Here is a 17,393-nt window from a genome sequence, read left to right on the forward strand (position 1 = left end):
ACGTGATGGCCTCCGGGCACGAACAGGTCGTCTTCTGCTCCGACCCCGAGTCGGGGCTTCGGGCGGTGATCGCCGTCTACTCGACGGCACTGGGCCCCGCCCTCGGCGGCACCCGCTTCTTCCCCTACGCCTCGGAGGACGCCGCGGTCGCCGACGCGCTCGCGCTCTCCCGGGCGATGGCCTACAAGAACAGCCTGGCCGGGCTCGACCTCGGCGGCGGCAAGGCGGTCATCATCGGTGACCCGCGCACCGACAAGACCGAGGCGCTGCTGCGCGCCTACGGCCGGTTCGTCGAGGCCCTCGGCGGCCGGTACCTGACCGCCTGCGACGTCGGCACCTACAACGCCGACCTGGACGTGGTCGCCCGGGAGACGCGCTTCGCGCACGGCCGGTCCGAGGTGTACGGCGGGTGCGGCGACTCCTCCGTGCTCACCGCCTTCGGCGTCTACCAGGGGATGCGCGCCGCCGCCGAGCACCGCTGGGGCAAGCCCACGCTCGCCGGGCGCACGGTCGCGGTCGCCGGTGTGGGCAAGGTCGGCTCGCACCTGGTCGACCGGCTGGTCGCCGACGGTGCGGACGTCGTCGTCACCGACGTGGACACCGCCGCCGTCGACCGGACGCTGGCCCGGCACCCCTCGGCGCGCGCGGTCGCCGACACCGCCACGCTGGTGCGCACCCCGCACGACGTCTACGCCCCGTGCGCCCTCGGCGGCGCGCTCGACGACGAGACCGTCGCCGTCCTGCCCGGCGAGATCGTCTGCGGCGGCGCGAACAACCAGCTGGCCCACGAGGGCACCGCCCAGCTGCTCGAGGACCGCGGCATCCTGTACGCCCCCGACTACCTGGTCAACGCCGGCGGGGTCATTCAGGTCGAGGACGAGCGGCACGGCTTCTCCTTCCCGAGGGCCGAGGCGAAGGCCACCACGATCTTCGACGTCGCGCTGCGGGTGTTCGCCGCAGCGGAGAGCGAGGGCGTCTCCCCCGCCGTCGCCGCGGACCGGCTGGCCGAGGAGCGGATGCGCTCGGTGGGCCGGCTGGCGGCCATCCGGCTGCCCCGCTGAGGCTCCCGGAGCCCGCCTCCGGGTGAGACGCCGGTCACCCGGCACCTCCCGACGAGGGGGCTCGGGGACGCGATGCGTGCCCGCGTCCCATCCGTGTCGTAAGCTCGCTCAAGGACACAGTCACTCAGTCGGGGTCGCCACACGGGCCGTCCAGCCCAGTGCTGGACGACCCGCACTCCGTCACGAGGGGGTCGAGCCATGGGGCGCGGCCGAGCGAAGGCCAAGCAGACACGCGTGGCCCGTGAGCTCAAGTACAGCTCACCCAACACCGACCTCACGGCCCTTCAGCGTGAGCTCGCAGGTCAACCGTCGTCCTTCCCCAGCCGGGGACCCAAGGACGACGACGACGACGAACCGTTGGCCGGGAGTTGGTCACCGGACGACGAGGACGACGACTGGGCTGCCAGCCGTTGACCTGTTGAGCCCTCCGGCTCAGCACTCGTTCCGCGATGACACCGCTGCCCCTCACCGGGCAGCGGTGTCATCGTGCTGCCAGGCGCCGTCCAGAGGCTCGCCCTGAGCCTGGCGACGTGCTGGAACGGCCCCCTTGCAGGGACCCACCGCGAGCTTGCGAGTGGTGGGGGGCAAGGGGGTCCTTTGTCAGCGGTAGGAGCTGACCAGCCGGGCCGAGGCCTCGCCGTCGACCGGGGCGATCGTCCCGGCCACCCAGGACGGCACGCCACGTGCGGCGAGCAGCGCGACCGCGCGGTGGGCCTGCTCGGCGGCGACCGCCGCGACCATGCCGACGCCGCAGTTGAAGGCGCGCTCGGACTCGCTCCGCGGCACCCCGTGCTCCTCGAGCAGCCGGACGGCCGCCGGCAGCGCCCAGGTGCCGCGGTCCAGCACCGCCTCGAGCCCCGCCGGGACGACGCGCGCCGTGTTGCCGGCCAGCCCGCCGCCGGTGATGTGCGCGAAGGCGTGCACCGCCCCGACGCCCAGCTCCTCGACCAGCGCCAGGCAGTCCCGGGCGTAGATCCGGGTCGGCTCGAGCAGCTCGTCGCCCAGCGGGCGGTCCAGGCCGGCCGGGGTGGCGGTGAGGTCCAGCCCGGCGCGGTCGACGACCCGGCGCACCAGCGAGTAACCGTTGGAGTGGAAGCCCGAGGACGCCATGGCGATCACCACGTCGCCCTCCCGGACCCGCTCGGGGCCCAGGACGGCGTCGGCCTCCACGACCCCCACCGCGGTGGCGGCCAGGTCGTAGTCGTCGGCGCCCATCAGGTCACCGTGCTCGGCGGTCTCGCCGCCGACCAGGGCGGCGCCCGCCTGGGTGCACCCGGTGGCGATCCCGGTGACGATGGCCGCGATCCGCTCCGGCACCACCCGCCCGCAGGCGACGTAGTCCTGCAGGAACAGCGGCTCCGCGCCGCAGGCCACCAGGTCGTCGACGACCATGGCCACCAGGTCGATGCCGACGGTGTCGTGCCGGTCCAGCGCCCGGGCCAGCGCGATCTTCGTGCCGACGCCGTCGGTCGAGGACGCCAGCAACGGCGCCCGGTACCGGGCGACGTCCAGCCGGAAGAGGCCGGCGAAGCCGCCCAGCCCGCCCACGACCTCCGGGCGGTTGGTCTTCTCCACCGCGGCGCGCATCAGCGTGACGGCGCGCTCGCCGGCGTCGATGTCGACGCCGGAGGCGGCGTAGGTGAGGTCGGAGTCGCTGCGGGGCTCGCTCACGGACGCGCCAGCGCGTCCGCCGCGCCCCCTGGCACCGTGGCGCTGCCGGCCTGCCGACCGGTCCAGCCGGTGACGGCGACCTGCGGGTCCCCGATCGCCCGGCGACCGATGCCCTCGAGCACGTGCTTGCCCAGCACCTCGGGCTCGCCCAGCGGGATCGGGTACTGCCCGGAGAAGCACGCGGTGCACAGCCGGTTGGCGGGCTGCTCGGTGGCGGCGATCATGCCCTGCTCGGAGACGTAACCCAGCGAGTCGGCGTTGATCGAGGCGCGAACGCCGTCGAGGTCCAGGCCGTTGGCGATCAGCTCCGCGCGGCTGGCGAAGTCGATGCCGTAGAAGCACGGCCACTTCACCGGCGGGGAGGCGATCCGGACGTGCACCTCGAGGGCGCCGGACTCGCGGAGCATCCGGATCAGCGCCCGCTGGGTGTTGCCGCGCACGATCGAGTCGTCGACGACCACCAGCCGCTTGCCGCGGATGACGTCGCGCAGCGGGTTCAGCTTCAGCCGGATGCCCAGCTGCCGGATGGTCTGGCTGGGCTGGATGAACGTGCGCCCCACGTAGGAGTTCTTCACCAGGCCCAGGCCGTAGGGGATCCCGGAGGCCTCGGCGTAGCCGACGGCGGCCGGCGTCCCGGACTCGGGCACCGGGATGACCAGGTCGGCCTCGACCGGGTGCTCCTTGGCCAGCCGGCGGCCGATCTCCACCCGCGCCGCGTGCACGGTGCGCCCGGAGATCGTGGTGTCCGGCCGGGCCAGGTAGACGTACTCGAAGACGCAGCCCTTGGGCTGGCTGTGCGCGAAGTGCTGGCTGCGCAGCCCGTCCTCGTCGATGGCGATGAGCTCGCCCGGCTCGACCTCGCGGACGTAGGAGGCGCCGCAGATGTCCAGGGCGGCGGTCTCGCTGGCGATCACCCAGCCGCGCTCCAGCCGGCCGAGGACCAGCGGGCGGACGCCCTGCGGGTCCCGCGCGGCGTAGAGGGTGTGCTCGTCCATGAAGGTGAGGCTGAAGGCACCGCGCAGCCGCGGCAGCACCTCCATCGCGGCGGCCTCGACGGACATGTCGGGCTTGGCAGCGATCAGCGAGGTGACCAGGTCGGAGTCGGTGGTGGCGGCGAACGCACCCACCACGCCCTCGTCGGCGGCCGCGCTGGCCAGCTCCGCGGTGTTCACCAGGTTGCCGTTGTGGCACAGCGCGAGGCCGGTGCCGGCACCGGTGGTGCGGAACGTCGGCTGGGCGTTCTCCCAGGTGGAGGCGCCGGTCGTGGAGTACCGGGTGTGGCCGACCGCGATGTGGCCGCGCAGGCTGCCCAGCGTCGCCTCGTCGAAGACCTGGCTGACCAGGCCGAGGTCCTTGTAGACCACGACGGAGGAGCCGTCGGACACCGCGATGCCGGCCGCCTCCTGCCCGCGGTGCTGGAGGGCGTACAGGCCGAAGTAGGTCAGCTTCGAGACCTCTTCACCCGGTGCCCAGACCCCGAAGACGCCACAGGCGTCCTGGGGACCAGGGGACTGGGGATCGAGGTCGTGCGTCAGCCGTCCATCACCGCGAGGCACGCCCTCAGGGTACCGGCTGCGCCGTCCCCACCCGTGGTGCGTCCGGTCACCTCGGCCCCGTCCAGAGGCTCGCCGCGAGCTCGCGGGTGGTGAGGGGGACGGGGTCCTTCGTCAGTGGACGTGCCCGACCTCGGCGTTGATGGTCGTGTCGTCGCCGTGCCCGGTCCGCACCACGGTGTCGCCGTGCAGGCTCATCAGCCGCGCGTTGATCGAGGTGATGATGGTGGGCTTGTCGCTGTAGGACCGCCCGGTCGCGCCGGGCCCGCCGGAGAACAGCGTGTCGCCGGTGAAGACGGTGCGCAGGTCCGCGGCGTGCAGGCAGGTGCTGCCCGGCGAGTGGCCCGGGGTGTGCAGCGCCTCGAGCGAGGTCCCGGCGACCCGGAACCGGGTGTGGTCGGCCAGCTCCCGGTCCGGGCTCGCGTCGGGGTGGACCCCGCCGCCGTAGACCTGGTCCCAGAGCATCCGGTCGGCGGGCTGGAACCAGATCGGGGCGTCGACCGCGTCCCGCAGGGCCACCGCGGCGGTGATGTGGTCGTTGTGCCCGTGGGTGAGCACGATCGCCCGCACCCTCCGGCCGGCCACCGCCTCGACGATGGGTGCTGCGTCGTGCGGCGCGTCGATGACGAGCACCTCGTCGTCGTCCCCGACCAGCCAGACGTTGTTGTCGACGTCGAAGTCCTGACCGTCGAGGCTGAACACCCCGCTGATCACGACCTTCTCGATCCGCGGGGTCACTCGAACACCACGACCGAGCGCAGGACCTCGCCGTCGTGCATCTTCTGGAAGGCCTGCTCGACGGCGTCCAGGGAGATCGTCTCGGAGACGAACGCGTCGAGGTCGAAGCGGCCCTGCAGGTACAGGTCGATGAGCATCGGGAAGTCGCGGCTTGGCAGGCAGTCGCCGTACCAGGAGGACTTCAGCGCACCGCCCCGGCCGAACACCTCGATCATCGGCAGGGTGATCTCCATGGTCGGGTTCGGGACGCCGACCAGGACCACGGTGCCGGCGAGGTCCCGGGAGTAGAAGGCCTGCTCGTACACGGCGGGGTGGCCGACCGCGTCGATGGCGACGTCGACGCCGAACCCGCCGGTCAGCTCCTTGATCGCGGCGACGGCGTCGGTCTCCTTCGAGTTGACCGTGTGGGTGGCGCCCATGCCCGTGGCCCACTCGAGCTTCCGGTCGTCGATGTCGACGGCGATGATCGTCGTGGCGCCGGCCAGCTTCGACCCGGCGATCGCCGCATCCCCGACACCGCCGCAGCCGAAGACGGCGACGGAGTTGCCGCGGGTGACCCCGCCGGTGTTGATCGCCGCGCCGACACCGGCCATCACGCCGCAGCCCAGCAGCCCGGCGGCGGTCGGCGGGGCGGCCGGGTCGACCTTGGTGCACTGCCCGGAGTGGACCAGCGTCTTCTCCACGAACGCGCCGATGCCCAACGCCGCGGACAGCTCGGTGCCGTCGGCCAGCGTCATCTTCTGCGCGGCGTTGGAGGTGTTGAAGCAGTACCAGGGCTTGCCGGCGGCGCAGGCGCGGCACTCACCGCACACCGCCCGCCAGTTCAGGATCACGTAGTCGCCGACCGCCACGTTGGTGACGCCCTCACCGACCGCGGAGACCACGCCGGCCGCCTCGTGGCCGAGCAGGAACGGGAACTCGTCGTTGATCCCGCCCTCGCGGTAGTGCAGGTCGGTGTGGCAGACCCCGCAGGCCTGCACGTCCACGACCGCCTCCCCCGGACCCGGGTCGGGGACGAGGACCGTCTCGATCGTGACCGGAGCACCCTTGCTGAGGGCGACGACGCCCTTGACCTCGTACGGCATGCCCCCACCCTAGGGACGGGCACCGGCGGGCGCGCACCCTGGCAGCCGGCCGCTCGGAACCGGTGCCGTGCAACGAATCGGTCTCGGAACCCCCCGGATGAGGGGTTCTCGGACGGCGGCACGCCACGCGGCGACGTACGGTCCCTCCGGCCGCGCCTGGGACACAGCGGATCCCCAGGTGGTGGCCAGGTCGCGTCCGCCCGGTCGCACCGCCCACGTTCCTCGGAGGTCCGTTCCGTGGCAGTACCCAGCTTCCTGGCCCGGGAGCGCATCATCGCGCGCCCTGGCTTCAACCGGTGGCTCATCCCACCGGCGGCGCTCGCCGTCCACCTGTGCATCGGCCAGGCCTACGCGACCAGCGTCTACAAGACCGCGCTGGTCGCCGACTTCGACTCCAGCCTCACCGCGATCGGCATCGTCTTCTCCATCGCGATCGTGATGCTCGGCCTCTCCGCCGCCCTCTTCGGCACCTGGGTGGACCGCAACGGCCCGCGCGCAGCGATGTTCGTCTCGGCCTGCTTCTGGTCGGTCGGCTTCCTGGTGGGCGCCGCCGGCATCGCCACCGACCAGCTGTGGCTGCTCTACCTGGGCTACGGCGTCATCGGCGGCATCGGCCTGGGGATCGGCTACATCTCGCCGGTCTCCACGCTGATCAAGTGGTTCCCGGACCGCCCGGGTCTGGCCACCGGCATGGCGATCATGGGCTTCGGCGGTGGCGCGCTGATCGCCACCCCGCTGTCCCGCCAGCTGATGGGCTGGTACGACCCGGCCTACGACGGCACCGCCGCCACGGTCGCCAGCGGTGACGCCGTCGCCAAGCTCTTCGTCACCCTCGGCCTGGTCTACCTGGCCTTCATGCTCTTCGGTGCCTTCATCGTCCGGGTCCCGGCCGAGGGCTGGCGGCCCGCCGGCTTCGACCCCTCGACGATCAAGGCGAAGGCCCTGGTCACCACCAAGAGCGTGTCGGCCGCCAACGCGATCAGGACGCCGCAGTTCTGGCTGCTGTGGGTCGTGCTGTTCTGCAACGTGACCGCCGGCATCGGCATCCTCGAGCAGGCCAGCCCGATGATCCAGGACTTCTTCCGGGAGAGCGGCACCTCCACGGTCGCCGTCACCGCGGCCGCCGGCTTCGTCGGTCTGCTGTCGCTGTTCAACATGGGTGGCCGGTTCGCCTGGTCGACCACGTCGGACTTCATCGGCCGCAAGCCGATCTACATGGTCTACCTCGGCGTCGGCCTGGTGCTCTACGTGCTGCTGGCCACCGTCGGCAGCTCGGCCACGTGGCTGTTCGTCCTCCTCGCCGCGCTGATCATCAGCTTCTACGGCGGCGGGTTCGCCACGGCCCCGGCCTACCTGCGCGACCTGTTCGGCACCTACCAGGTCGGCGCCATCCACGGCCGGCTGCTGACCGCGTGGGCGGCCGCCGGTGTGGCCGGCCCGCTGATCGTCAACCGCGTCCTGGACGCCCGAGGCGAGCCTGGCAGCCTGGTCGCCGGTGACTACCGGCCGGCGCTGTTCATCATGGTCGGCCTGCTGGCCGTGGGCTTCGTGGCGAACCTGCTGATCAAGCCGGTCGCCGCCAGGTTCCACGAGCCCAAGGCCGACGCCATCTTCACCGACACGACCCCGGAGACGAGCGCAGCCCGATGACCGAGCAGCAGCACACCTCGCACACGCCCGCCGGCCTGATCGCCTTCGCCTGGACCCTCGTCGGTCTGCCGCTGGCCTACGGCCTCTACCAGACGATCAGCACGGCCTCGAAGCTGTTCACCGGCTGATACGCAGCACGCCCGGCGCCCCCTCTGCTCACCGAGCAGGGGGGCGCCGTCGTGTTCAGGGTCGGCGCAGAGCCGCCAGCGGGAGCAGCGCGGAGAGGTCGGCACGGTTGCCGCTCGCGCTCACCTTGCCCTCGGCCACCGCGTGGACCCAGGTCAGCGTCCCGGTGGCCAGCCGCAGCCAGGTCGCCGCGTCGGTCTCCACCACGTTGGGCGGGGTGCCGCGGGTGTGCCGCGGCCCGGGCACGCACTGGACCGCGACGAACGGCGGGACCCGCAGCTCCACCGAGCGGCCGGGCACCTGCTGCGCCAACCACCGGGCCGAGGTCTTCACCGCCGCGCCCAGCGTGGCGCGCGGCGGCTGCTCGGCCTCCCCCGCCAGCCAGCCGGCCGTCGGGGCCAGTGCAGCCCGCAGCTCCTCGGCGGAGATCGGCTGCACCGCGGCCACGTCAGCTGGTGGGGACGGCGCCCGCGGGGACGGTGCCGACCGCCAGCTCCGGGCTGCCGAACAGCGCCGGCAGGGTCGCCGTCCAGGCCTCCCGCAGCTCGGCCAGCGGCAGGTCCAGCAGCCCGTCGAGCACCAGGGCGTCGCCGCCCGTCGTCCCGAGCTCGGTGACCGGGACGCCGGCCGCCTGCGCCGCCGTCCGGACGGTGTCGGGCTGCGAGGTGGTGACGACGGCGCGCGCGCCGGACTCGGCGAACAGCGCCGCCGTGGGGTCGCCCTCGACCCGCAGCCGCGCCCCGACGCCGTACCGCAGGGCCGACTCGGTCAGTGCCTGGGCCAGACCGCCGTCTGCGAGGTCGTGCGCCGAGCTGACCCGGCCCTGGGCGGCCAGCCCGACCATCAGCCCGGCCAGCGCCTGCTCCGCGGCCAGGTCCAGCACCGGCGGCAGCCCACCGAGGTGGCCGTGCACCACGGCGGCCCATGCCGAGCCGCCGAACTCCGGGCGGGTCCCGCCGAGCAGCAGCACCGTCTCGCCCTCGGCCCGCCAGCCGGACGGCACCCGGCGGCTGACGTCGGCGTGCACACCCAGCACGCCGACGACCGGCGTCGGGTTGATCGCCGTCTCGCCGGTCTGGTTGTAGAGGCTCACGTTGCCGCCGGTGACCGGCAGGCCGAGCGCCCGGCAGCCGTCGGCCAGGCCGCGGACGGCCTCGGCGAACTGCCACATGACCTCGGGCTCCTCCGGCGAGCCGAAGTTCAGGCAGTTGGTGACCGCCAGCGGCCGGGCACCGGAGACGGCGACGTTGCGGTAGGCCTCGGCCAGGTTCAGCTGGGTGCCCGTGTACGGGTCCAGCCGGGCGTAGCGGGCGTTGCCGTCCAGTGCCAGCGCGATGCCGCGGTTGCTCTGCTCGTCGATCCGCAGCACCCCGGCGTCCTCGGGCTGGGCGAGGACGGTGTTGCCCCGCACGTAGCGGTCGTACTGCTCGGTGACCCAGGTCTTGTCCGCGCCGTCCGGGCTGGAGACGACCGCGAGCCAGTCGGCCCGCAGGTCGGCCGAGGACGACGGCGGGGCGTCGGCCTGCAACGCGTCGAGGTCGGCCGGGCGGCTCATCGGCCGCTCGTAGACCGGGCCCTCCAGCGCCACGGTGCGCGGCGGGACGTCGACGATCCGCTCGCCGTGCCAGTCGATGGTGAGCCGGTCGCCGTCGGTGACCTCACCGATCACCGTGGCCAGCACGTCCCACCTGGCGCAGACGGCCAGGAACTCCTCGACCTTGCCCGGCTCGACGATCGCGCACATCCGCTCCTGCGACTCGCTCATCAGGATCTCGGCGGGGGTGAGCGTGGAGTCGCGCAGCGGGACGGCGTCCAGGTCGATCGCCATGCCCCCGGAGCCGGCCGCGGCCAGCTCGCTGGTGGCGCAGGAGATGCCCGCACCGCCGAGGTCCTGGATGCCGGTGACCAGGTCGGCGGCGAAGATCTCCAGGCAGGCCTCGATCAGCAGCTTCTCGGTGAACGGGTCGCCGACCTGCACCGCCGGGCGCTTGGCCGGGCCTCGCTGCCCGTCCGCGGAGTCGTCGAAGGTCTCGCTGGCGAGCACCGAGACCCCGCCGATGCCGTCACCGCCGGTGCGCGCCCCGAAGAGGACCACCTTGTTGCCGGCGCCCTCGGCCTTGGCCAGCCGGACGTCGGCGTGCTTCATCACACCCACGCACAGCGCGTTGACCAGTGGGTTGCCCGCGTAGCAGTCGTCGAACAGCAGCTCGCCGCCGATGTTGGGCAGGCCCAGGCAGTTGCCGTAGCCGCCGACGCCGGCGACCACGCCGGGCAGCACCCGGGCGGTGTCGGGTGCGTCGGCCGCACCGAAGCGCAGCGAGTCCATGACGGCGACCGGCCGGGCGCCCATGGTGAGGATGTCCCGGACGATGCCGCCGACCCCGGTGGCCGCGCCCTGGTAGGGCTCGACGTAGCTGGGGTGGTTGTGCGACTCGACCTTGAACGTGACCGCCCAGCCGTCGCCGACGTCGACGACGCCGGCGTTCTCGCCCATGCCGACCAGCAGTGCGTCGCTCTTCGGCAGGTCACCGAACCGGCGCAGGTGCACCTTGGAGGACTTGTAGGAGCAGTGCTCGCTCCACATCACCGAGTACATCGCCAGCTCGGCGGTGGTGGGCCGGCGACCGAGGATCTCGCGGATCCGGGCGTACTCGTCGTCCTTGAGCCCGAGCTCGGCCCACGGCTGCTGGTCGTCGGGGGACTTCGCGGCGAGCTCGACCGTGTCCATGGCGCTCACGCCGCCACCGCCGACTGCAGGACGCTGACGAAGAAGCCCAGCCCGTCCGTCGAGGGCCCGGTCAGCTCCTCGACCGCGTGCTCCGGGTGGGGCATGAGCCCGACGACCCGGCCGTCGGCGCTGGTGACGCCGGCGATGTCGCGCGAGCTGCCGTTCGGGTTGCCGCCGACGTAGCGGACGACGACCCGCCCCTCGCCCTCGAGCCGGTCGAGGTCGGCGTCGGCGGCGACGTAGCGGCCCTCACCGTTCTTCACCGGGACGACGATGGTCTGGCCCTGGGCGTACGACGACGTCCACGCGGTGTCGGCACGCTCGACGAGCAGGCCCTGGTCGCGGTTGCGGAAGTGCAGGTGGCTGTTGCGGGTGAGCGCCCCCGGCAGCAGCCCGGCCTCGCAGAGCACCTGGAAGCCGTTGCAGATGCCGAGCACCGGCAGGCCGGTGCGGGCGGCGGCGACCACGTCCTGCACGAGCGGCGACCGGGCGGCGATGGCGCCGGCCCGCAGGTAGTCGCCGTAGGAGAAGCCGCCGGGCAGGACGACGGCGTCGACGTCCTTCAGGTCGTGCTCGCCGTGCCAGAGGGGGACGGGCTCCGCGCCGGCGAGCCGGACCGCACGCGCGGCGTCGACGTCGTCCAGGGAGCCCGGGAAGGTGATGACACCGATGCGCAAGTCAGGTCCTCAGTCGGTGGGGAGGTGCAGCTCGACGTCTTCGATGACGGGGTTGGCCAGCAGGGTCTCGGCGATCTGGCGCAGCTCGGCCTCGTCGGGCTCGCCCTCGACGTCGAGGACGAAGTGCTTGCCCTGCCGGACACTGCGGACGCCGGAGTGCCCCAGCCGGCCCAGGGCGCCGAGCACCGCCTGCCCCTGGGGATCGGAGATCTCTTGCTTCAGGACGACGTCGACGACCACCACTGGCACGAGGACGAGGGTACCGGCACGGCGACCGCCTCCTCCCGCTCGACCGCCGGCGCCCGGCACACGCCCCGCCGCGCCCGGGTAAAGGCGGCGGTGCCGCATGCCGATGGAGAAGCGGCGGTGGAGTCGGCGCACCCGGCGCGGGCCCACCCGAGGAGGCAACGCATGACCAGGACCGGAGTTGCCGGGACGGACTACCCGGAGGAACGCGCCATCATCGACGTGCTCGTCGCCGGTCGTGACAGCGCCCTGCTCAGCTGGGTCGAGCGGCTCGAGGACCACGACATCGTGGTGACCGTCGGGCAGGACCGTGCCCAGCGGCGCGTTCGCGTGGACGACGGCGAGCGGGTCGAGCTCATCTGGCGGGCTCCCACAGAGCTCCGGTCGATGCCGGCTCAGCTCGTCGCCACGGAGGACGGGACCGAGAAGTGCTGGCGGGTGCGGCCGACCGGGCCGGCTGTCCGCGGGCAGCGACGCTCGGCCGTCCGCGCCCCGCTCTCCCTGGAGGTGCGCGCCTCCGCCGGGAGCACCCGGCTGACGGGCACGACCGTCGACATCAGCGAAGGCGGGTTCCGCGGGCTCCTGGGGGCCCCGGCGGGCGCCGCCGAGACCCCGACACCGGAGACGGCGGTGGCCGGGCCGCAGGTCGGCGAGCTCCTCGACGTGGTCGTCGACCTCGGCCCCGGGCAGGTGGACGCGAAGGCCGAGGTGATCCGCCGCCACGAGCGCGAGGACGACCTCCACGAGCTGTCCGCCCGCTTCATCGGGCTGCCCGAGCGCACCCAGGACCAGATCCGGGCCCGCGTGTTCGCCGGTCTCCGCGATCTCCGCCAGCGGGGCCTGCTCTGAGCGGGCGCCGGTCCGGTCGGGGCCGGCGGCGGCTCAGCGGAACGTGGTGCCGGTGAGCTGCTCGTAGGCCTTCACGTAGCGGTCCCGGGTGGCGGCGACGACCTCATCGGGCAGCTCCGGCGGCGGGGACACCCGGTCCCAGCCGGAGATGGTCAGCCAGTCGCGGACGAACTGCTTGTCGTAGGACGGTTGCGCGGCACCCGGTGACCAGGTGGTCGCCGGCCAGAACCGCGAGGAGTCGGGGGTCAGCACCTCGTCGCCGAGCACCAGCCCACCACCGGCCCGGCCGAACTCGAACTTGGTGTCGGCCAGCACGATCCCGGCGGCCTCGGCGATCTCCGCACCGCGGCGGTACAGCGCCAGCGTCAGCGCGCGCAGCGCCTCGGCCTGCTCCGCGCCGACCGCCTCGACCACCCCGCTGAACGGGATCGCCTCGTCGTGCTCCCCGACCTCGGCCTTCGTGGACGGGGTGAACACCGGCTCGGGCAGCCGGGAGCCCTCCACCAGCCCGGCCGGGAGCGGCACGTCGACGATCGCCCCGGTGCGCTGGTACTGCTGAGTGGCGGAGCCGGACAGGTGACCGCGGGCGACGCACTCGACCGGGAGCATCTCCAGCCGCCGCACGAGCATCGCCCGCCCCGCCACCTCGGCCGGGACGTCGTCCGCGCTGATCAGGTGGTGCGTCGCGCCGTGCTCGGCCAGCACCGGCGCCAGCTGCTCGAACCACCACACCGACAGCGCGGTGAGCACCCGGCCCTTGTCCGGGACGGGCGTGGGCAGCACGTGGTCGTAGGCGGAGATCCGGTCGCTGGCGACGAGCAGCAGCCGGTCGTTCCCGGCGTCGTAGACCTCGCGGACCTTGCCGCGGGCCACGAGGGGCAGGTCCAGCGTCATGACAACGCGGCCAGCCGGTCGAACAGCGGGGCCAGGTTCTGGACGTAGCGCTCGGGCCGGCAGATCTCGTCCAGCCGGGCCTCGTCGAGGGTCACCCCGTCGGTGGCCGCCCGGGCCCGCAGCGTCTCGCGGAACGGCGTCCCGGTGTTCCAGGTCTCCATCGCCGCCGACTGGACCAGCGCGTAGGCCGCCTCGCGGCCCATGCCGCCCTCGACCAGCTCCAGCAGGACGGCGGAGGTGTAGATGAGCCCGCCGGTCGAGTCGAGGTTGTCGCGCATCCGCTGGACGTCGACGACCAGGTTCTCCACCAGGCCCGCGGTCAGGTCGAGCAGGTAGTCGGTGGTGGTCGCGGCGTCGGGCAGGAAGACGCGTTCGGTGGAGGAGTGCGAGATGTCCCGCTCGTGCCACAGCGGGATGCCCTCCATCACCGGCACGATCGCGGCGCGGACCACCCGGGCCAAGCCGGCGATCCGCTCGGAGCGGATCGGGTTCTTCTTGTGCGGCATCGCGCTCGAGCCCTTCTGACCCGAGCCGAAGGCCTCGGCGAGCTCCCGCACCTCGGTGCGCTGCCCGTGCCGCACCTCCAGGGCGATCGCCTCGCAGACGGTGGCGGTGATCGCCAGCGCGGAGACCCACTCGCTGATCCCGTCGCGCAGCACCACCTGGGTGGAGGCGTCGGCGGCGCGCAGCTGCAGCGCCTCGGCGACGGCGACCTCGACGGCGGGGTCGATGAGCGAGTACGTGCCCACGGCGCCGGAGATGGCGACCACCCCGACCGCCTCCCGTGCGCGGCGCAGCCGGTCGCGGGAGCGCGCCGCGGCGAACGCCAGGTCGGCCACCCGGTGGCCCCAGACGTCGGGCTCGGCGTGCACGCCGTGGGTGCGCCCCACCTTGATCGTGTCGCGGTGGGCCAGCCCGTGGTCCCGCAGCGCGGCGACCAGCCGGTCGGCCTTGGCCAGCAGGACGTCGGTGGCGTCGGTGAGCTGGACGGCGAGCGCGGTGTCCAGCAGGTCCGAGCTGGTCATCCCGTGGTGCACGTAGGCCGCGGCCGAGCGAGGCTCGGTGTTGTCGGCCCACGCGGTGAGGAAGGCGATGACGTCGTGCTGCGTCGTCTCCTCGATCTCCGCCACCCGTTCCGGGGTCGGCGGCGGGGCGTTGCGCACCGGCTCGACGACGTCGGCGGGCACCCGCCCGGCGGCCGCGTGCGCCTCCAGCACCAGCGTCTCGACGCGGCACCACAGGTCGTACTTGTGCTGGTCGCTCCAGACCCGGCCCATCTCGGGCAGGGTGTACCTGTCGATCATGCGGGTACCGCTTCGGACCGGTCAGTTCGTCGCGCCACGGCTCCATCCTCTCGCACAGCCCCGTGCGGGCTCCCATCACCTCGGAGGACGACGATGTCGCTGCGACCCGGGCACCTGGTCGCACGGGCACGGGAGCGCATCCGGGTGGCCCGCGAGCACGACCCGCACGCCTGGCCCGAGGGCACCGTGCTGGTGATGGCCGACGGCACCCGCGCCGTCGTCGGGCACGTCGAGGAGCCGGACCCGTCGGCTGCCGCGCCGGACGCCGTCGGCACCGCACCCGGCGGCGACGGGGACGGCGCGGGCGCTGCCGCCGTGCACCCCCCGGGCAGCCCGCACCCCGGCGCCCCGGACGTCGACGTCCCGGGCGGGGTCAGCGGTCCTCCCCCACCCGGCGGCCGGCCCCCGGCGCGGGGCCGCGACCGCAGCCGGGGCAGCCTGCTGGGACCGGAGGCCCCCCGACCCCCGGAGCAGGACGTGCCCACCGGTCTGCGGGTGGCCGCCGCCTGGTCCTGGCGGGCGATCGTGGTCATCGCCGCCCTCTACCTGGTGCTGCGGGCCGCGGGGTACCTCGCCGTGGTCATCGTGCCGGTGCTGGTGGCGCTCCTGCTGGCCGCGCTGCTGCAGCCCGGGGCGGCGTTCCTGCGGCACCACGGCTGGCCGCGGTCGCTGTCGGCGCTGGCGATGCTCGTCGTCGGGCTGGGCGTCGTCGCGGGCATCGTCACGCTGGTGGTCGAGGAGTTCGCCGCCGGCTACGACGACCTGGCCTCCCAGGTCGACGAGGGCATCTCCCAGGTCCAGTCCTACATCACCCGGACCTTCCCGATCAACGACGGCCAGATCAACGACGCGATCGACAGCGTCACGAAGTCCGTGCGGGACAACCAGGGCCTGCTCACCTCCGGCGCGCTCAGCACCGCGGCCACGGTCGGGGAGATGGCCACCGGCCTGCTGCTCACCCTGTTCACGCTGTTCTTCTTCCTGATGGACGGCCGGCACATCTGGCTGTGGCTCGTCGGCCTGGCCCCGGCCAACGCGCAGGCCTACGTCGACGAGGCGGCCCGGCGCTCCTGGCGCACCCTGATCTCCTACGTCCGGGCCACGGTCGCGGTGGCCGTCTTCGACGCGGTGTTCATCGGCGTCGGCCTGCTGTTCCTGGGCACCCCGCTGGTGGTGCCGCTGGCGGCGCTGGTCTTCCTCGGCGCCTTCGTCCCGATCATCGGGTCGTTCCTGGCCGGCACGGTGTCGGTGCTGGTCACCCTGGTCGCGGTGGGGCCGGTGCGGGCGCTGGTCGCGCTCGGGATCATCGTGCTGGTCATGCAGATCGAGGCGCACGTGCTGCAGCCGCTGCTGCTCGGCCGGGCGGTGTCGGTGCACCCGCTGGCGGTGGTCCTGGGCATCGCGGGCGGGCTGCTGATCGGCGGGATCTTCGGTGCCCTCATCGCCGTGCCGGTGATCGCCTGCGCCAACGTCGGCGGCACCTACCTGTCCCGCCGGCACGAGGGCCCGCGGCCGCCGCAACCGGACACCCGCAGCGCCCGCCGGATGGTCACGGCGAGGTGATGCGCCCCTCGACGGCGGCCAGCGCGATGTCGGTCCGCCAGTGCGCACCGGCCAGCCGGATGCCGGCGACCCGCTCGTAGGCGGTCTGCCGGGCGTCGGCGAGGTCGGCCCCGACGGCGGTCACCGCCAGCACGCGGCCCCCGGCGGAGTGCACGAGCCCGTCCGGCCCGACGACGGTGCCCGCGTGCAGCACGCCCTCGGCGTCGGCACCGGTCACCGGGTCACCGAGGCGCGGACGCTGCGGGTAGCCCGACGCGGCGACGACGACGGTCACCGCGGCGCCGTCCCGCCACCGCAGCGGCGGCTGGTCCGCGAGTGTGCCGGTGGCCGCGGCGTGCAGCAGCGCCGCCAGCGGGGTCTCCAGCAGCGGCAGCACCACCTCGGTCTCCGGGTCGCCGAAGCGGGCGTTGAACTCCACCACCCGCACCCCGGCCGAGGTCAGTGCCAGGCCGGCGTAGAGCAGCCCGCTGAACGGCTCGCCGCGGCGCGCCATCTCGTCCACGGTGGGCTGCAGGACGGTCTCCAGGACGGTGTCGACCAGGTCGTCCGGCGCCCACGGCAGCGGGGCGTAGGCGCCCATGCCACCGGTGTTCGGGCCCTCGTCGCCGTCGTCCCGGCGCTTGTGGTCCTGCGCGGGCAGCAGCGGCACGACCGTCGTCCCGTCCGACAGGGCGAACAGCGACACCTCGGGGCCGTCGAGGAACTCCTCGATCAGCACCGGGTGGCCCGCGTCCAGCACGGCGTGGCCGTGCGCGACCGCGGCCGCCCGGTCGGTGGTGACCAGCACGCCCTTGCCCGCGGCCAGGCCGTCGTCCTTCACCACGTAGGGCGGGCCCGCCTCGTCCAGCGCGGTCTCCAGCTCGGCCGGGCCACCGACCGCCCAGAACCCCGCGGTCGGCACACCGGCGGCGGTCATCACGTGCTTGGCGAAGGCCTTCGAGCCCTCCAGCTGGGCGGCCTGCTGGGACGGGCCGAAGCAGGCGACCCCGGCGTCCCGGACGGCATCCGCGGCGCCGGCGACCAGCGGCACCTCCGGACCGATGACGACCAGGTCGGCGAGCCACTCGGTGGCGAGCGCGGCCACCGCGACCGGGTCGCCGACGTCCAGGACGAACGGCTGGGCGATCACCGCGGTGCCGGCGTTGCCGGGGGCGCAGGCCAGCGCCGTCACCGCGGGGTCGGACTGCAGAGCGACGCACAGGGCGTGCTCCCGGGCACCGGAGCCGATCACGAGGACGCGCACGACAG

17 protein-coding genes are annotated in these 17,393 nt (G+C 73.7%); 6 read left to right on the forward strand and 11 right to left on the reverse strand.

The features are described 5' to 3' along the window. Positions 1-5: 5 nt before the first annotated feature. Together FHL80_RS11415 and FHL80_RS11420 are read left to right on the forward strand one after the other, a co-directional pair. Complete coding sequence (locus FHL80_RS11415) at positions 6-1,061, forward strand: Leu/Phe/Val dehydrogenase (RefSeq protein WP_246078623.1); 1,056 nt, start codon at positions 6-8, stop codon at positions 1,059-1,061. Positions 1,062-1,259: 198 nt separating this feature from the next. Beyond that, positions 1,260-1,475: a DUF3073 domain-containing protein gene (locus FHL80_RS11420; protein WP_014743058.1), complete on the forward strand. Its 216-nt coding sequence runs from the start codon at positions 1,260-1,262 to the stop codon at positions 1,473-1,475. A gap of 186 nt (positions 1,476-1,661) precedes the next feature. Here the strand turns inward: FHL80_RS11420 and purM are convergent, their stop codons facing one another. The 4 genes from purM to FHL80_RS11440 form a co-directional block, all read right to left on the reverse strand. Continuing rightward, complete coding sequence (gene purM / locus FHL80_RS11425) at positions 1,662-2,732, reverse strand: phosphoribosylformylglycinamidine cyclo-ligase (RefSeq protein WP_138733536.1); 1,071 nt, start codon at positions 2,730-2,732, stop codon at positions 1,662-1,664. Next, a complete protein-coding gene (gene purF, locus FHL80_RS11430; protein WP_138733537.1) occupies positions 2,729-4,288 on the reverse strand; it encodes an amidophosphoribosyltransferase in 1,560 nt (519 codons plus the stop codon). The genes purM and purF overlap by 4 nt, the downstream gene beginning before the upstream one ends. A 111-nt stretch (positions 4,289-4,399) precedes the next feature. Continuing rightward, entirely contained in the window at positions 4,400-5,023 is a 624-nt protein-coding gene (locus FHL80_RS11435) for an MBL fold metallo-hydrolase (protein WP_138733538.1), read from the reverse strand. Next, the gene (locus tag FHL80_RS11440; RefSeq protein WP_138733539.1) at positions 5,020-6,108 is read right to left on the reverse strand and encodes an S-(hydroxymethyl)mycothiol dehydrogenase; all 1,089 of its coding nucleotides are present in this window, start codon (positions 6,106-6,108) and stop codon (positions 5,020-5,022) included. The genes FHL80_RS11435 and FHL80_RS11440 overlap by 4 nt, the downstream gene beginning before the upstream one ends. A 237-nt stretch (positions 6,109-6,345) precedes the next feature. On the opposite strand from FHL80_RS11440, the gene FHL80_RS11445 reads away from it, so the two are divergent. Then, positions 6,346-7,758: an OFA family MFS transporter gene (locus tag FHL80_RS11445; RefSeq protein WP_138733540.1), complete on the forward strand. Its 1,413-nt coding sequence runs from the start codon at positions 6,346-6,348 to the stop codon at positions 7,756-7,758. Then, positions 7,755-7,886, forward strand: a complete 132-nt coding sequence (locus FHL80_RS26710; RefSeq protein ID WP_281283466.1) for an MFS transporter small subunit — start codon at positions 7,755-7,757, stop codon at positions 7,884-7,886. The genes FHL80_RS11445 and FHL80_RS26710 overlap by 4 nt, the downstream gene beginning before the upstream one ends. 55 nt (positions 7,887-7,941) lie before the next feature. Here the strand turns inward: FHL80_RS26710 and FHL80_RS11450 are convergent, their stop codons facing one another. From FHL80_RS11450 to purS, 4 genes are read right to left on the reverse strand one after another with little or no spacing between them, the layout of a single operon-like run. After that, a complete protein-coding gene (locus tag FHL80_RS11450) occupies positions 7,942-8,322 on the reverse strand; it encodes a sterol carrier family protein (protein WP_246078619.1) in 381 nt (126 codons plus the stop codon). A gap of 10 nt (positions 8,323-8,332) precedes the next feature. After that, a complete protein-coding gene (gene purL, locus FHL80_RS11455) occupies positions 8,333-10,612 on the reverse strand; it encodes a phosphoribosylformylglycinamidine synthase subunit PurL (RefSeq protein ID WP_138733564.1) in 2,280 nt (759 codons plus the stop codon). Positions 10,613-10,617: 5 nt separating this feature from the next. After that, on the reverse strand, positions 10,618-11,289 hold the full coding sequence (purQ, locus tag FHL80_RS11460) for a phosphoribosylformylglycinamidine synthase subunit PurQ (RefSeq protein WP_138733542.1): 672 nt from the start codon (positions 11,287-11,289) through the stop codon (positions 10,618-10,620). Positions 11,290-11,298: 9 nt separating this feature from the next. After that, positions 11,299-11,538, reverse strand: a complete 240-nt coding sequence (gene purS, locus FHL80_RS11465) for a phosphoribosylformylglycinamidine synthase subunit PurS (RefSeq protein ID WP_138733543.1) — start codon at positions 11,536-11,538, stop codon at positions 11,299-11,301. Positions 11,539-11,700: 162 nt separating this feature from the next. On the opposite strand from purS, the gene FHL80_RS11470 reads away from it, so the two are divergent. Then, positions 11,701-12,384, forward strand: coding sequence for a PilZ domain-containing protein (locus FHL80_RS11470; protein WP_138733544.1), 684 nt, complete (start codon positions 11,701-11,703; stop codon positions 12,382-12,384). Positions 12,385-12,417: 33 nt separating this feature from the next. Here FHL80_RS11470 and FHL80_RS11475 read toward each other — a convergent pair whose 3' ends face one another. After that, a complete protein-coding gene (locus tag FHL80_RS11475; RefSeq protein ID WP_138733545.1) occupies positions 12,418-13,278 on the reverse strand; it encodes a phosphoribosylaminoimidazolesuccinocarboxamide synthase in 861 nt (286 codons plus the stop codon). Beyond that, on the reverse strand, positions 13,275-14,582 hold the full coding sequence (gene purB, locus FHL80_RS11480) for an adenylosuccinate lyase (protein ID WP_138733546.1): 1,308 nt from the start codon (positions 14,580-14,582) through the stop codon (positions 13,275-13,277). The genes FHL80_RS11475 and purB overlap by 4 nt, the downstream gene beginning before the upstream one ends. Before the next feature lie 93 nt (positions 14,583-14,675). Between purB and FHL80_RS11485 the strand changes: the two genes are divergently transcribed. Next, a complete protein-coding gene (locus tag FHL80_RS11485; protein WP_216870630.1) occupies positions 14,676-16,145 on the forward strand; it encodes an AI-2E family transporter in 1,470 nt (489 codons plus the stop codon). Here FHL80_RS11485 and purD read toward each other — a convergent pair. Next, complete coding sequence (gene purD, locus FHL80_RS11490) at positions 16,132-17,388, reverse strand: phosphoribosylamine--glycine ligase (RefSeq protein WP_138733547.1); 1,257 nt, start codon at positions 17,386-17,388, stop codon at positions 16,132-16,134. The two genes, FHL80_RS11485 and purD, sit on opposite strands and share 14 nt — an antisense overlap. Positions 17,389-17,393: the final 5 nt, after the last annotated feature.

The sequence above is a fragment of the Modestobacter excelsi genome (assembly GCF_005930495.1).
Taxonomy (GTDB): Bacteria; Actinomycetota; Actinomycetes; order Mycobacteriales; family Geodermatophilaceae; genus Modestobacter; species Modestobacter excelsi.